This window comes from Intestinimonas sp. UBA1698 (genome assembly GCF_002320075.1).
Lineage (GTDB): Bacteria > Bacillota > Clostridia > Oscillospirales > Oscillospiraceae > Intestinimonas > Intestinimonas massiliensis.
In genome coordinates, this window is the sequence record NZ_DCJO01000013.1 from 86,701 (window position 1) to 100,316 (window position 13,616).

At 64.0% G+C, this 13,616-nt stretch carries 16 protein-coding genes; 11 read left to right on the top strand and 5 right to left on the bottom strand.

The features are described 5' to 3' along the window. The first annotated feature begins 14 nt into the window (after positions 1 to 14). From B3H64_RS03010 to B3H64_RS03035, 6 genes are all read left to right on the top strand, one after another. Entirely contained in the window at positions 15 to 338 is a 324-nt protein-coding gene (locus B3H64_RS03010; RefSeq protein WP_050617859.1) for a DUF983 domain-containing protein, read from the top strand. A 1-nt stretch (position 339) separates the two neighbouring features. Further along, positions 340 to 1,032, top strand: a complete 693-nt coding sequence (locus tag B3H64_RS03015) for a response regulator transcription factor (protein ID WP_050617860.1) — start codon at positions 340 to 342, stop codon at positions 1,030 to 1,032. An 82-nt stretch (positions 1,033 to 1,114) separates the two neighbouring features. After that, entirely contained in the window at positions 1,115 to 2,038 is a 924-nt protein-coding gene (locus B3H64_RS03020) for an ABC transporter ATP-binding protein (protein WP_050617861.1), read from the top strand. Next, positions 2,031 to 2,792, top strand: a complete 762-nt coding sequence (locus B3H64_RS03025; protein ID WP_050617862.1) for an ABC transporter permease subunit — start codon at positions 2,031 to 2,033, stop codon at positions 2,790 to 2,792. The genes B3H64_RS03020 and B3H64_RS03025 overlap by 8 nt, the downstream gene beginning before the upstream one ends. Positions 2,793 to 2,816: 24 nt before the next feature. Beyond that, positions 2,817 to 3,563 carry an ABC transporter permease gene (locus B3H64_RS03030; RefSeq protein WP_050617863.1) on the top strand — a complete coding sequence of 249 codons (747 nt, stop codon included), beginning with the start codon at positions 2,817 to 2,819 and terminating at the stop codon, positions 3,561 to 3,563. 21 nt (positions 3,564 to 3,584) lie between these two features. Further along, positions 3,585 to 4,466 (top strand): sensor histidine kinase, encoded by an 882-nt coding sequence (locus B3H64_RS03035; RefSeq protein WP_242853773.1) that lies wholly within the window; start codon positions 3,585 to 3,587, stop codon positions 4,464 to 4,466. A gap of 295 nt (positions 4,467 to 4,761) precedes the next feature. Here the strand turns inward: B3H64_RS03035 and B3H64_RS03040 are convergent, their stop codons facing one another. The 4 genes from B3H64_RS03040 to B3H64_RS03055 all read right to left on the bottom strand — a co-directional run bounded on the left by B3H64_RS03040 (position 4,762) and on the right by B3H64_RS03055 (position 8,438). Then, a complete protein-coding gene (locus B3H64_RS03040) occupies positions 4,762 to 5,205 on the bottom strand; it encodes a hypothetical protein (protein WP_050619553.1) in 444 nt (147 codons plus the stop codon). Then, the gene (locus B3H64_RS03045) at positions 5,192 to 5,407 is read right to left on the bottom strand and encodes a helix-turn-helix transcriptional regulator (protein ID WP_094762375.1); all 216 of its coding nucleotides are present in this window, start codon (positions 5,405 to 5,407) and stop codon (positions 5,192 to 5,194) included. The genes B3H64_RS03040 and B3H64_RS03045 overlap by 14 nt, the downstream gene beginning before the upstream one ends. A 255-nt stretch (positions 5,408 to 5,662) precedes the next feature. After that, positions 5,663 to 6,985 carry an S-layer homology domain-containing protein gene (locus B3H64_RS03050; RefSeq protein ID WP_286732852.1) on the bottom strand — a complete coding sequence of 441 codons (1,323 nt, stop codon included), beginning with the start codon at positions 6,983 to 6,985 and terminating at the stop codon, positions 5,663 to 5,665. Positions 6,986 to 7,103: 118 nt separating this feature from the next. Continuing rightward, the gene (locus tag B3H64_RS03055) at positions 7,104 to 8,438 is read right to left on the bottom strand and encodes an MATE family efflux transporter (protein WP_286732854.1); all 1,335 of its coding nucleotides are present in this window, start codon (positions 8,436 to 8,438) and stop codon (positions 7,104 to 7,106) included. Positions 8,439 to 8,800: 362 nt separating this feature from the next. Between B3H64_RS03055 and B3H64_RS03060 the strand changes: the two genes are divergently transcribed. Then, a complete protein-coding gene (locus B3H64_RS03060) occupies positions 8,801 to 9,844 on the top strand; it encodes an MBL fold metallo-hydrolase (protein WP_286732857.1) in 1,044 nt (347 codons plus the stop codon). Between the two features lie 52 nt (positions 9,845 to 9,896). On the opposite strand, the gene B3H64_RS03065 is transcribed toward B3H64_RS03060, so the two are convergent. Further along, complete coding sequence (locus B3H64_RS03065; protein WP_050617868.1) at positions 9,897 to 11,090, bottom strand: FtsW/RodA/SpoVE family cell cycle protein; 1,194 nt, start codon at positions 11,088 to 11,090, stop codon at positions 9,897 to 9,899. 141 nt (positions 11,091 to 11,231) lie between these two features. Here B3H64_RS03065 and tsaE point away from each other — a divergent pair, with 141 nt between their 5' ends. Genes tsaE through B3H64_RS03085 form a run of 4 tightly spaced genes read left to right on the top strand, consistent with a single transcriptional unit; the run spans position 11,232 to position 13,569 of the window. Further along, positions 11,232 to 11,660: a tRNA (adenosine(37)-N6)-threonylcarbamoyltransferase complex ATPase subunit type 1 TsaE gene (tsaE, locus tag B3H64_RS03070; RefSeq protein WP_050617869.1), complete on the top strand. Its 429-nt coding sequence runs from the start codon at positions 11,232 to 11,234 to the stop codon at positions 11,658 to 11,660. Beyond that, positions 11,657 to 12,385: a tRNA (adenosine(37)-N6)-threonylcarbamoyltransferase complex dimerization subunit type 1 TsaB gene (gene tsaB, locus B3H64_RS03075; RefSeq protein ID WP_286732861.1), complete on the top strand. Its 729-nt coding sequence runs from the start codon at positions 11,657 to 11,659 to the stop codon at positions 12,383 to 12,385. Before tsaE ends, tsaB begins: the two co-directional genes overlap by 4 nt. 1 nt (position 12,386) lies before the next feature. Next, entirely contained in the window at positions 12,387 to 13,019 is a 633-nt protein-coding gene (gene upp / locus B3H64_RS03080) for a uracil phosphoribosyltransferase (RefSeq protein WP_050617871.1), read from the top strand. A 4-nt stretch (positions 13,020 to 13,023) separates the two neighbouring features. After that, positions 13,024 to 13,569 carry a GNAT family N-acetyltransferase gene (locus B3H64_RS03085; protein WP_286732863.1) on the top strand — a complete coding sequence of 182 codons (546 nt, stop codon included), beginning with the start codon at positions 13,024 to 13,026 and terminating at the stop codon, positions 13,567 to 13,569. Positions 13,570 to 13,616 lie beyond the last annotated feature (47 nt).

The following is a 13,616-nucleotide window of genomic DNA, read 5'->3' on the forward strand; positions in this document are numbered from 1 at the left end:
GAGGAGGAACGACTATGAAGTGGATCTGCTGGAGCTGCGGACGGGAAAATCCCTTTCGCCCTCTCAAGGCGGTGCAGGACAAGTGCCCCAAGTGCGGGGACGAACTCAGGACCGGCCGGGCGCCCCTGGCCACCACCACCAACATCGCCGGCTTTCTGCTGATGATCGGCGGCGTATTCTGGGGCATGGACCATCTGGTCCCCGCGCCTCTGAGCCTGCCCGTGTTTACCGTGCTGGCCGTCCTGTTCGCGGTGGCCGTAGGGGCCGGTATGGTGGCGGCGGGGCTGCATCTCTATAACCGGGCGGCCGAGGCCCGCCGGGAGGAGGCGAACCGATAGCATGGCGACCTATCACATCCTGGTGGTGGAGGACGATCCGGACATCAACCGCCTGCTGTGCCGCATTCTTACCGACGGGGGCTACGACGTGCGGCCCGCCTTCTCCGGCAGCGAGGCCGTGCTGTGGGCCGAGCAGTACGAGTACGACCTGGTGCTGCTGGATCTGATGCTCCCCGGTCTGACCGGCGAGGAGTTCATCGCCCAGATGCGGCGGAAAAAGACCATGCCCATCCTGGTCCTCTCCGCCAAGGCGGGATTGGAGGACCGGGTCAACGTCCTGCGGCTGGGGGCCGACGACTTCATCTCCAAGCCCTTCGACAACGCCGAGGTGCTGGCCCGTGTGGAGGCCCAGCTCCGCCGTTACCGGCAGTTCTCCGCCCCGGCGGAGGCGGGGGAGGTGCTCCGGCTGGGGGACCTGGTTCTGGACCGGGAGGCCGTCCGGGTGACGGCCGGGGGGAAGGACGTGGCCCTCACCGCCCGGGAGTTCGAGATCCTGGCGCTGCTGCTGTCCCACCCCAAAAAGGTCTACACCCGGGAGCAGCTCTATGAGAACGTCTGGGGCGGGGAGTACATGGGGGACGACAACACCGTCAACGTCCATATCTCCAACCTGCGCTCCAAGCTGGGAAAGGTCAGCGACCGGGAGTATATCAAAACGGTGTGGGGCATCGGGTTCAAAATGAACGAACTTTAAGGATTCTTCACCTTTGCTTTACGGGGATTTGTTGCTTCTTCGATAGAATGGCATCACAATCCAACAGAAAGGCTGATGCCACATGGCAGAATATGTACTGGTCACCCGGGCCCTGACCAAGCGGTACGGCGCCGCCGCGGCGGTGGACGGGGTAGACCTGGCCGTCGAGAAGGGCCAGATCTACGGCCTGGTGGGCCGCAACGGGGCGGGCAAAACCACCATTATTCGGATGCTCACCGCCCAGACCGTACCCACCACTGGGGAGATCGAGCTCTTCGGACAGACCACGGAGAAGGGGCTGGCCGCCGCCCGGGCCCGCACTGGGGCTATGGTGGAGACCCCCAGCTTTTACCCCTATCTGACCGCCCGGGAGAATCTGGAATACTACCGCCGCCAGCGGGGCATCCCCGGGGCGCAGTGCGTGGACCGGGCCCTGGAGCAGGTGGGGCTCCACGACGCGGGAAAAAAGAAGTTCAAGCAGTTTTCCCTGGGCATGAAGCAGCGGCTGGGGCTGGCCCTGGCCCTGATGAACCACCCGGACCTGCTGCTGCTGGACGAGCCCATCAACGGCCTGGACCCCGAGGGGATCGTGGAGTTTCGCAACATCCTGCTGGAGCTCAACCGCCAGCGGGAGACCACCATTCTCATCTCCAGCCACATCCTCTCTGAACTGAGCAACATCGCCACCCATTACGGCTTTCTGGACGGGGGCCGGATGCTGGAGCAGGTCTCCGCCGCCCGTCTGCGGGAAAAGTGCCGGGCGTGTCTCCAGCTCACCGTGGACGACGCCGCCCGGGCCGCCCTGGTGCTGGAGCAGGAGCTGGGCATCCGGGACTACGAGGTGCTGCCGGGGAACCTCCTGCGGCTCTATGACCGGCTGGACCGGCCCCAGACCGTCACCGCTGCCCTGATGGGGGCGGGGGTGGCCCTCATCGGGGCAGAGAATAAGAACGCCAACCTGGAGGACTACTTCCTGGGCCTGATCGGAGGTGTCCGCCATGGCTGACTACCTGAGTGCCGAGCTCTATAAGGTGGTACACCGGAAATACACCTGGATCGCCCTGGGACTGTTTCTGGGCTGTGTGGTGCTGCTGACCGCCCTGTGGTGGGCGACGAACTCCCACGGCGGCTTCGTCCCCCTGTCCGGGGCCCTGTATACCCTGGTGATGCTTCTGTCCGTGGGGCTTTACGCCCCCCTCATCACCACCGATCTGGTCTTTTCCGAGCAGTACAAGATCGGCACGCTGAAAAACGAGATCTCCTATGGCATCCCCAGAAGCCGCATCTATCTGGGCAAGCTGGTGCTGGAGATTGCCGTGGCGGTGCTGGCCTGCGCGCTGGCGGTGGGACTGTACCTGGCCCTGTGCGTGCCCACCCTGCCGCTGGAGGCGGACCCGGACGGCATGCTTATGGCGGAGACGGGCCGGATGTGGGAGCTGGTGGGCCGGTGCCTGCTGTCCGCCTTTCCCCTGTGGCTGGGAGCCCAGGGGGTGGCTCACCTGTGCTTTTTCCTGTTCCGCGGCGGCGTGGCGGCTCCCTTCGCCGCCGTCGGCGTGGTGGCCGGAATCCCGGGGCTGCTCAAGCTGCTGGGGCTGCTGCTGAACCCCCTGTTCCTGACGGCGCTCCGCCGCTTCACCCTGGTGGCCCCCATGGACAACTGGGACTACCCCATCTGGGAGTGCTGGCTCATCGGCCTGGGGTGGCTCGCCGCCAGCACTCTGCTGGGCCTGCTGCTGTTCCAACGCAGGGAGATCAACTGATGCCGAACCGGGGAGGCGGAGAAGATGCTCAACTACATCAGCGCGGAGCTCTATAAGGTCCGCCGCCGCAAGAGTACCTGGGCGCTGCTGGCTCTGCTCCTGGGGCTGGAGAGCCTCTACATCCTCCTGTTCGCCCACGGTGAGTGCTACGAGCTGCTGAACGCCTTCGTCACGACCCTGACTCTGGGCCTGCCTATGGCCATGCTGCTCTCCGCCCTGGTTTGCTCGGACATGGGCCGCAGCGGCACGCTGAAAAACGAGCTCTCCGCCGGCCTGCCCAGGAGCCGCATCTACCTGGGCAAGCTGCTCTCCGCCCTGATAGTGGCTCTGATCGCTCTGGCGCTGGTGGTGGGCCTGTGTCTGGCGGCAGGCGGGCTCCTGTTCCGCCATTCCGACCCGGCGCAGGACCGGGCGGCGCTGGCCGTCGTCGGCTACTGCCTGGCGGCGGCTTTGCCGCTGTGGGTGGGGGGGCTGGGCCTGGCCCAGATGCTGTTCTTCCTGGTGCCCAGTTCCGGCGCGGCGGAGAGCCTGTATTTCGTTTGGTTCGTCTTTCTGGACTGGATGGCCTCCCTCATCACCTGGAACGCCCAGGGGCCCCTGGCCCAGGCGGCCGCGGCCCTGCAGTCCCTGCTGCTGAGCTGGACCTTTGGTCAGCTTGAGGGCGTTTTGACCCGGGAGCTGCTGGCCCATAGCTGGCTGGTCGGCCTGGGGTGGCTGGCGGTCACCTCGTCGGTGGGCGTTTGGGTGTTCCGGCGGCGGGAACTGCGCTGAGAGAAAGGGGAGAGGACTTTGGTGATTGCGGCGGTGATTCTGGCGGCGCTGTGCGCCGTGCTGGGCCTGCGGCTCTACGCGCTGGAAAAGGATATCCGCTCCTGCGCCCGGCAGCTCCGGGAGGATGAGGGTGCCCGGGTGCGCATGGCCGCGCCCAACCGGGCGGCGGAGGACCTGCTCTCCGCCGTCAACCGCCTGCTGGAGCTGCGGGAGGCCGACGAGGCCGAGCACCGGCGGCAGGAGCACGCCATCCGGCAGCAGATCTCCAACATCTCCCACGACCTGCGCACGCCGCTGACCTCCATTCTGGGCTATCTCCAGCTCCTGGAGGGGGACAGCCTGACGGTGGAGGAGCGGCGGGAGTATCTGGGCATCGTCCGGGGCCGGGCTAAGGCCCTCCAGAGCCTCATCACCAGCTTTTACGACCTGTCCCGGCTGGAGGGGGGCGAATACCCCCTCTCCCGGGAGAAGGTGGACCTGTACCATGTGCTCAGTGAGCTGGTGGCCGAATTTTACAACGACTTCGAGCAGTCCGGCTTCGATATGACGGTGGAGCTGGCCCCGGGGCTGCCCGCCGTCACCGCCGATCCGGCGGGCGTGCTGCGGGTATTCACCAATCTGATCCGCAACGCCCTGGAGCACGGGCAGAAGCGGATGTCCATCCTCCTGTACCGGCAGGAGGAGACGGTGGTCTCCGCCTTTTCCAATGACGCGGCCGGGCTGACCCGGGAGGATGTGGAGCACGTCTTCGACCGCTTCTTTACCGCCGACAAGATGCGCACCGGCCAGTCCACCGGGCTGGGTCTGGCCATCGTCAAGGCTCTGGTCGGGCAGATGGGCCATCGGGTCACCGCGGCGCTGGACGGAGAGATGTTCACCGTGCAGGTGCGGTGGCGGATTTGAAAAACACCCCTGCGGCGCATCGGGTGGTGTCCGTAAAACAGTAAATCCTCCGTATGGTTACGACCATACGGAGGATTTACATGTCTGATCTTCAGGCTTGCTGACAGTCATAAAACGGGGGATAGCCGCCTTAGCGGTGCAAGGTGTGCGGTCACCTTGACGGCAGGAAGAGGCGAAATATTCTTGGTCATGCATGTTCTTTCTGCTGAGGTCGAATAAAGCGGCCGGGACGCACGATACTCCCGATAAGAGAGTATAGAAGTGCGCCTTTTAGTTCCTAAAGGGAATTCTTTGCTTAGTACTTTTTCATCAGCTTATTGAAAATGGCAATGTCTGCGATAACTTGAAACAGCAAATAGCTGCTGAGATAGAGCACGATCATACGAGCATGGCCTATGACCTCCAATGCCCCGAGGATACCGAAAACCAAAATAGAGAAACAAATGACCAGCAGCCCCAAGCTGTAAGTATATCTCCCGGCTCTATCTCTGATTATTGTTTTCAACTCGTCATGCTGTTCAATTCGTTCATTCTCCAAACGCTCCTCGTATCGTCCTTTATTCTTTGGGGAACTCCAATAGAAATATTTGCATATCATCATGATTCCGGGGAAGATACCTGCACCAGCAAATCCCCATAAAATGCTCTCTAACTTTGTTTCAAGCAATAGCGCAACGATCAAACAAGCTGCGCCGAAAAGCACATACAGTATCCCGGTTATGAAATTACCTTTTTTCATTTTCTGCACCTCTTTCATAGATGAAGATTTCTTCTATTCGTTTGCCGAAAAAATCTGAAATTGCAAAAGCTAACTCCAATGATGGATTATACTTCCCTGTTTCGATTGAACTAATGGTTTGTCTTGAGACACGGAGTATTTTTGCAAAATCATCTTGATTCAAACCTTGCTCCTTTCGTAACTGTTCAACTCTATTCTTCAAAAGACCATCTCCTTCGTGTAAAGCTTCCTTTACATCTCGTATGATAGCACAGCACGTGTCTATTGTCAAGTTTCCTTTACATTATTTCGCCAGTTCATCACAGAAAAGTGACAAATTATTTATATTCATATAAAGAGGAACGCCCAGAGCATTAGTCCGGGCGTTCCTCTCGGTATGCAGATAACTGCTTCTTTTACCTCATATTCCATTACTGTTTTATGACTGTCTGCCTATGCGCCGCAGGGGTGTTTTCGTTTACCAGCGGAACAGCCCGCCGGTCTCACGGGCGTCCAGGACCTCCAGCGCGCCGCAGAGCATCTCCGCGGCTTCGGCGCGGGTCAGGCCGCGGTTCAGGGAAAGGGAGCCAGTGGCGTCGGCGCGGATCACGCCTACCGTTTCCAGGTTGACCGCCGCCTGGTAGGCCCAGGCGGGGGTGGCGTCGGCGTCGGTAAAGAAGGTGGGGGTGGTCACGTCGGTGACCTGGAGCAGGCGGTTGAGCAGTACGGTGGCCTCCGCCTTGGTGATGGTGGCGTCGGGATGGAAGACCACGCCCTGGTCGCTGACGCTGCCCTGCACCACGCCGGACTTCAGGGCGGAGGAGACGTAGGGCTTGGCCCAGGTGGCGATGGAGGCGTCGTCGGCAAAGCCCGTGCGGGTGATGTCCTCCAAAGCCTCCAGGCCCACGGTGTGCATGGCCAGGGCAGTGAATTCATCCCGGCTGACGGGCAGGTCGGGCTGGAAGAAGTACTGCCCGCCCATGCACTCGCCGATGAGGATGCCCTCTTCGGCCAACCGGATGGCCGCCCGGTGGGCGGCGTGGCCGTCCAGGTCGGCGTAGGTCACCTTGGTGTTGGCTTTTTCAATTTTCACCTTGACGGTGGCGGGGGCGGAGGTGTTGCCCACGGCGTCCACGGCCACGTAGGTGAAGGTGTCCTTGCCGGTTTTGTTCTCATAGGGGGTGTAGACGAATGTGGCGGAGCCGTCCTCGGGCAGAGTGACGGAGCCCCGGGCGGGCTTGTCCGCCAGACGGAAGGTGAGGATGTCACCCTCCGGGTCCACGGCGGCGAACTGGGCGGTGACGGCCACGTTTTTATAAGTGGTCAGCTCCAGATTTTCCGCGATGGGGGAGCCGTTCTCTGCAGTGAGCAGATAGAGGTTCACCGTCGTGTCCGCCCCGGCGGAGCCGTCGGAGAACACGGGGGTGAAGGAGAAGGACGTGGTGGCCACGGTGGGGGTGGCCAGCGGGGTGAAGCGCAGGCCGGCCACGGCGCTCATACCCACCACGTCGCCCACCGCCAGCTCCACGTTCCCCATGGTCAGGATGCCGGCGTTGGCATCGGGCAGGGCGGTGAGCACGATGGAGTCCAGCTCCAGGTCGGTGTTCTCCACCAGGAAGTCGGCGGCCGAGAAGGTAAAGACCTCCTGCACGGTGCCGTTTTTGCCGAAGGTGGCCACCGCGGGCCCTTCCTCCTGGACGGTGGCGAGCAGTTGGGCAGAGGCGGGGATGGCGGTCAGGGCGGCCAGCACGGACGCCAGCGTCAAAAGGGTCATGCGGCGCAGGATCTGAGTTCGTTTCAAAGGGATGACCTCCTTGTACATTCGGGTCTTGTGATACCAGTACGGTGTGGTCTTATTCTTGACACATGCCAGACAAATATTCCAGCACAGCAGGAAAATTACAGGGACGCCGGATGACTCAGAGCGGACCGCGCCGGCGCCACCGCCCCAGCCGGAACCAAAGCAGGCCCAGCAGGGCCGAGGGAATGGGGGCCAGCATCTCGGCCCAGCACAGCCCGGAAAAGCCCAGCGCGCCGCCCAGCCACCAGGACAGGGCCAGGCGCATTACCACCGAGTGCAGCATGGCGTTGCCCATGGCCAGGCCCGCGGCTCCCACGCCGGTGGCCAGGGAGTCAAAGAGATACATGGCGGCGTAAAAGGCGAAGTTTACCGAGCAGCAGATGCGCAGATAGGTCACCCCCGCCGCCACCACGGCGGGATTCGGGTCAAAGAGGGCCACGATGGGCCCGGCAAAGAGCTGGACCAGCGCCACGGTGCCGGCGCACAGGGCCAAAGAGAGGTGCAGGCCCCAGCGGAGCGCCCCGGCGGCCCGGTCCGGGTCCCCGGCCCCCATGCACTGGCCGGCCATGGTGGTCACCGCCATCCCCACCGCCCAGCAGGGCATGGCGGCGAAGGTGTTCACCTTCAGCCCCACCCCCGCGGCGGCGGCCGCTGCGGTACCGTGGAGGTTGAACCATCCGGTGACCAGCAGATAGGACAGATTGACCACTGAGAGCTGTACGGCGGTGGGCAGGCCGATGCGCAGCAGGGCGATGGACAGGGCCCGGCCGGGGAGAAAGTGCCGGGGCTGGAGGCCGGAGAACAGGCCCCTGCGGAAGCAGAACCTTAAGGCGGCCAGGCAGGAGACCGCCTGGGAGCAAACGGTGGCCAGGGCGGCGCCTACGGTCCCGAGACCCAGCGCGCCCACCAGCAGCAGGTCCAGCGCGACGTTGACCGCGGTGGCCAGGGCCACGAAGAGGAGAGGGCTGACGGAATCCCCCAGGCCTCGCAGCACGCCGCACACGGCGTTGTAGCCCAGCACGAAAAAGGTGCCGCCGCAGATGACCAGCAGATAGCCGTGGGCCAGGGCCAGGGCCTCGCCGGGTACGTGCATGGCCCGCAGGATGGGCTCGCAGGTCAGCAGGCCTAGGGCGGTGACGGCCAGAGCGATCAGGCCGGAGAGGGTGAACAGGGCGCCGATGACCCGGCGGAGGCCCTCCGGGTCCCCGGCCCCCTGGCGCTGAGCCACCAGCACCGAGCCGCCGGTGGCTGCGCCGGAGCAGAGGGAGGTGATGACGTAGCAGAGCATGGCAGCACTGCTGACGGCAGCTAGGCCGGGGCTGCCCAGAAAGCGGCCCACCACCAGCATATCCACCAGTTGGTAGAGGGATTGGAGCACGTTGGCGAACAAAAGGGGCAGGGCAAAGCGGAACAGGCGCTTGGGCACGCTGCCCGTGGTGAGATCGGATGTCATATCGGGTTTCCTCGCTTTGTATCAGATTGGGCCGGGACCGGAAAAGCAAAAAGGCCGCGGACGAGCCATCGTCCGCGGCCAAAGTTTTCTCCCGTCCCGGCGGAGGGCGCATTCCACCCGACGCGGCCGAAAGCCGCGCCTGCTGTGCCCTACTCGCCGATGAAGAGAAAAAGCAGCTCCGAACAATGCTTCATCGTTTCCGTTGTCCGGAGCCAAGTCTGATACACAGCTTCATACCCAAGGGGTCCTTTCCCGAGCTGAGGTCATTATAGCCAAAGAAGCCGAAATTGTCAAATTGGGGGTGCCAAACCGGGATGGGTGCGGTATAATGGACAGGCGACATTGCATAAAGAGAGGTACTTATGAAACGACTGCTGACATTGCTGCTAGGGCTGCTGCTGGCCCTGTCCCTCGCCGGGTGCGGGACATCCCGCCCCCAGGCGTCCGCCTCCGCCGGGCCGGCAGGGGGTACGCTGGAGGTCCATTTCATCGACGTGGGCCAGGCCGACGCCGCCCTGCTCCTGTGCGGGGGGGAGACCATGCTCATCGACGGGGGCAACGTGGACGATTCCGACCTCATCGTGTCCTACCTGTCCGGCCAGGGGGTGGAGAGGCTGGACTATGTGGTGTGCACACACGCCCATGAGGACCATGTGGGCGGGCTGGCCGGGGCGCTGGCCGCCTACCCGGCGGGGATGGTATACAGCCCCGTGATCCAATACGATTCCCGGGCCTTCGGGAATTTTGACAAGTATGCCGAGCAGCAGGGGCTGGAGCTCACCATCCCGGAGCCCGGCGACGCCTGGACGCTGGGGGAGGCCGCTGTCACCGTGCTGGGCCCCCGGAAGGAGTACGAGCAGACCAATAACACCTCCATCGTCCTGCGGGTGGACTTTGGGGAGACCTCCTTCCTCTTTACCGGCGACATGGAGCGGGACGCCGAGGCCGACCTGCTGGATGCGGGCGCGGACCTGAAGGCCGACGTGCTCAAGGTGGGGCACCACGGCAGCAGCACCTCCACCAGCTATCCTTTTCTGCGGGAGGTCCTGCCGGAGTACGCCGTCATCTCCTGCGGGACGGGCAACAGCTATGGCCACCCCCACGACGAGACCATGAGCCGCCTGCGGGACGCCGACGTGACGGTCTACCGCACCGATCTGCAGGGGCACGTCGTCTGCACCAGCGACGGGACCGGCCTGACCTTTACCACCCAGAAGAACCAGGACGCGGACACCAATCCCGATGAAGCGGAGGGGGCGGGGACCTATATCGGGAACAAAAACTCCCAGGTGTTCCACCGCCCGGACTGCACCGGCCTGCCCGCCGCGCAGAACCAGGTGGTCTTCGACAGCCGGGCCGAGGCGGTGGCGGCAGGCTATACCCCCTGCGGGCGGTGTAAGCCGTGAAAAGAAAGACCGGGCGCGAGGGTTTCCCTCGCGCCCGGCCTTTGCAATCCCATTACAACTGACTGCGGTCCCGGAGCCAACTGGGCAGGGAGCGCATCTTGACGCCGGAGACGATGCCCATGCAGGCGAAGAGGGTGAGGATGGAGGAGCCGCCGTAGCTGAAGAAGGGCAGGGTCAGCCCCACCAGAGGAAAGATATAGAGGCAGGAGGCCACGTTGACGAAGGTCTGGATGAGGAGCATCCCGCCGTAGCCCATGGCCACATAGGCGCTCATAGGGCTGCTGGCGTGGCGGGCCACCCACAGGCAGCGCAGGATGATGGCGGTCAGCAGCAGCAGGACCAGAAGGCATCCCACGAGGCCCAGCTCCTCCCCGCAGACGGCAAAGATCTCGTCGGTATAGCGGGCGTTCAGGGCCTCCTCCGCCGTGCTCTGGGTCTGTGTGCCCTGGAGGTAGCCCTGCCCGGTGAGGCCGCCGCTGCCGATGGCCAGGATGCTGCGGCTCTGCTGCCAGCCCTTGCCCTGGGTCTGTTCCAGGTAGCTGGCAGGCTCGGTGACGCCCAGGATGTGGTCGATGACGACGGTAAAGCGCAAAGTGATGTACTGGGGCAGGTGGGGCCACACCAGCGCCAGCCCGCCCGCGGCGGCCCCGCCGCCCAGGAGGAACCACCGCTTTTTGACCCCGGCGGTCCAGGCCATGACCACGAACAGGAAGAGATAGACCAGCACCATACCGAAATCGCCCGAGACCACCGCGATGAGCCCGGCCATGAAAAGCGTGTGGCCGGCCAGCAGAAAGACCGGGCCGGGGCGGCTGATGCCCCACTCCTGATAGCGGGCGCACTGCCAGGCCAGCACGAGGATGAAGAAGATCTTGGCCACCTCGGCGGGCTGGATGTTCACCGGCAGGAAGGGAAAGTCCAGCCAACTGTTGTTGCCGGTCTCCTCCTTGCCCACGCCGAAGGGGGTGAGCAGCAGCAGGATGAGGAAGACGTTGAAGACCAGCATCCACTTCCAGGACCGCTCGGTGAACAGCTCGATATCCACGAAGGACATGACGGCGTAGGCCACCACTCCGAGGCAGATAGCCGCGAGCTGGATGGGGACGAACCGGGAGCCGGCCTCGCCCAGATAGCGGGTGGCGCTGTAGATCAGCACCACGCCGAACAGGGAGGCCGCCACGCACAGCCCCAGAAGCAGCAGGTCAGCCTTATGGAAAAATTCGCGCAGGGCGTCCCGGAACCACATGGACACGGCCCTCCTTTTGGTATTCAGCAGCAAACGCGGATATATTATTGTACCACCTTCCCGCCGGTTCGTAAACCGTTTTACAAAAGCGGAAAGCTGTGATATAATACCTCAGAATTTTGAACGGAAGGGGGCGGGCGCGTGGACTATCTCTCCAACAGCGTGGAGGAGACCGAAGCCCTGGGGGCGGAGCTGGCCGGCCGGCTGGAGCCGGGAGACGTGGTGGCCTTCACCGGGGACCTGGGGGCGGGCAAGACCGCCTTTGTCCGGGGTCTGGCCCGGGGCCTGGGCATCCCGGACCGGGTGACCAGCCCCACCTTTACCATCGTCAACGAGTACGAGGGGGGGCGTCTGCCCCTGTTCCACTTTGACATGTACCGCCTGGGTTCGGCCGACGAGCTGTATGACATCGGCTGGGAGGACTATCTGGCCCGGGGCGGGGTATGCGCCGTGGAGTGGAGCGAGATCGTCCGCGACGCCTTGGAGCCCGGCTGTATCCGGGTGGACCTGCGCCGCGGGGAGCGCGACGGGCAGCGGCGGATCACCGTCACAGAGGAGGAACCCACATGAAGATACTGGCGCTGGAGTCCTCCGCCGTGGCCTGCTCGGTGTGCCTGTGGGAGGATGGGCGGCTGCTGGCCCAGTCCTTCCAGAACAGCGGCCTGACCCATTCCCGCACCCTGATGTCTCTGTGCGGGGACCTGCTGAAAAACGGTGGGTACACCCTGGATGAGGTGGACGTGGTGGCCGTGGCGGCGGGACCGGGGTCCTTTACCGGCCTGCGCATCGGCGTGGCGGCGGCCAAGGGGCTGGCCTGGGCAGGGGACAAGCTCTGCGCCGGGGTGTCCACTCTGGAGGCCATGGCCTGGCCCCTGGCGCATCTGGAGGGGGCCGACCTCTGCGCCGTCATGGACGCCCGGCGGCAGCAGGTCTACAACGCCCTGTTCGAGGTGCGGGGCGGCGCGCTGCTGCGCCGGTGCCCCGACCGGGCCGTGAGCGTCGAACAACTGGCAGCCGAGCTGGAGGTGCGGAAAAAACCGCAGATTTTGGTTGGAGACGGGACGAAGCTGTGCTATAATGAGCTCACGAAGCGCGGTCTTCCTATGGAGCCCGCACCGCCTCACCTGGTGTTTCAGAGCGCCTGGGGGGTTGCCCTGGCGGCGGCGGAGCTGGCTGGCCGGGGCGGACTGGTGACGGCCGCCGGGCTGGAGCCGGTCTACCACCGGCTCTCCCAGGCGGAGCGGGAGCGGCTTGCGAGACAAGGAAAAGCTGAAAAATGTAAAGGGGACAACTGACATGGACGAAATGGTACACATTTTTGATCACCCGCTGATCCAGCATAAACTGGCCATCCTCCGGGATGAGTGCACCGGCGTAAAGGAGTTCCGGGAGATCGTCTCCGAGATCGCCTCCCTCATGTGCTACGAGGCGACCCGGGACCTGCCCACCGAGGAGGTCACCATCAAGACCCCCGTGGCCACCGGCAAATTTAAGACCCTGGCGGGCAAAAAGCTGGCCATTGTCCCCATCCTGCGGGCCGGACTGGGCATGGTGGACGGCATTCTCACCCTCATTCCCTCCGCCAAGGTGGGCCATATCGGTCTGTACCGGGACCCCGACACCCTGGAGCCTGTGGAATACTACTGCAAGATGCCCTCCGACATCGCCGAGCGGGACGTGATCGTCCTGGACCCCATGCTGGCCACCGGCGGCTCGGCCTCTGCGGCCATCCAGTTCATCAAGAACTATGAGGTCAAGCACATCAAGCTGATGAACATCATCGCCGCTCCCGAGGGTGTGGAGCGCATCCGCAAGGACCATCCCGACGTGGCCATCTATTGCGCCGCGCTGGACGAGAAGCTCAATGACCACGGCTACATCGTTCCCGGCCTGGGCGACGCCGGCGACCGCATCTTCGGCACGAAGTAAGCCGGTGCAGCCAGTCTATGAGACGCGGCGGCTGCGCCTGATGCCGGCCGGACCGGAGTTGGCCGGGGCGGCGGTGGATTACTATCGCCGGAACCGGACCTTTCTGGCCGCTTTCGAGCCGGCGCGGGAGGAGAGCTTCTTCACGCAGGAGGGGCAGCGCTCCCTGCTGACGGAAGAGGCGCGGCTGGCGGAGGAGGACCGTTCCTACCGCTTCTACCTCGCCCTGCGGGAGGCGCCGGAGCGGATTGTGGGCCTGGTGGGACTCAACAATCTGGTCCGGGGGGCCTTTCAGTCTTGTTTTCTGGGCTACAAGCTGGACGGCGGGCTGCTGCGCCGGGGCTATATGACCGAGGCGGTGGAGGAAGCCGTCCGCATCGCCTTCACCGTGCTGGGGCTCCACCGGATTGAGGCCAACATTATGCCCCGGAACGCGGCCTCCCTGGGCGTGGCCCGAAAGGCTGGCTTCCAGGAGGAGGGGCTGGCCGTCCGGTACCTGCGGATCAACGGGGTGTGGGAGGACCACATCCACATGGTCCGGCGCGACGAGTGAGCCCTCCATGCACCCCAAAGAGCGCCGGGCCGGAGCTTTGCCTCCGG

What these genes read in the sequence shown, in the direction of transcription:
- B3H64_RS03010 (WP_050617859.1), top strand. Translation starts at nt 15, where the DNA reads ATGAAGTGGATCTGCTGGAGCTGCGGACGGGAAAATCCCTTTCGCCCT.
- B3H64_RS03015 (WP_050617860.1), top strand. Translation starts at nt 340, where the DNA reads ATGGCGACCTATCACATCCTGGTGGTGGAGGACGATCCGGACATCAAC.
- B3H64_RS03020 (WP_050617861.1), top strand. Translation starts at nt 1,115, where the DNA reads ATGGCAGAATATGTACTGGTCACCCGGGCCCTGACCAAGCGGTACGGC.
- B3H64_RS03025 (WP_050617862.1), top strand. Translation starts at nt 2,031, where the DNA reads ATGGCTGACTACCTGAGTGCCGAGCTCTATAAGGTGGTACACCGGAAA.
- B3H64_RS03030 (WP_050617863.1), top strand. Translation starts at nt 2,817, where the DNA reads ATGCTCAACTACATCAGCGCGGAGCTCTATAAGGTCCGCCGCCGCAAG.
- B3H64_RS03040 (WP_050619553.1), bottom strand. Translation starts at nt 5,205, where the DNA reads ATGAAAAAAGGTAATTTCATAACCGGGATACTGTATGTGCTTTTCGGC.
- B3H64_RS03055 (WP_286732854.1), bottom strand. Translation starts at nt 8,438, where the DNA reads ATGACATCCGATCTCACCACGGGCAGCGTGCCCAAGCGCCTGTTCCGC.
- B3H64_RS03060 (WP_286732857.1), top strand. Translation starts at nt 8,801, where the DNA reads ATGAAACGACTGCTGACATTGCTGCTAGGGCTGCTGCTGGCCCTGTCC.
- B3H64_RS03065 (WP_050617868.1), bottom strand. Translation starts at nt 11,090, where the DNA reads ATGTGGTTCCGGGACGCCCTGCGCGAATTTTTCCATAAGGCTGACCTG.
- tsaB (WP_286732861.1), top strand. Translation starts at nt 11,657, where the DNA reads ATGAAGATACTGGCGCTGGAGTCCTCCGCCGTGGCCTGCTCGGTGTGC.
- upp (WP_050617871.1), top strand. Translation starts at nt 12,387, where the DNA reads ATGGACGAAATGGTACACATTTTTGATCACCCGCTGATCCAGCATAAA.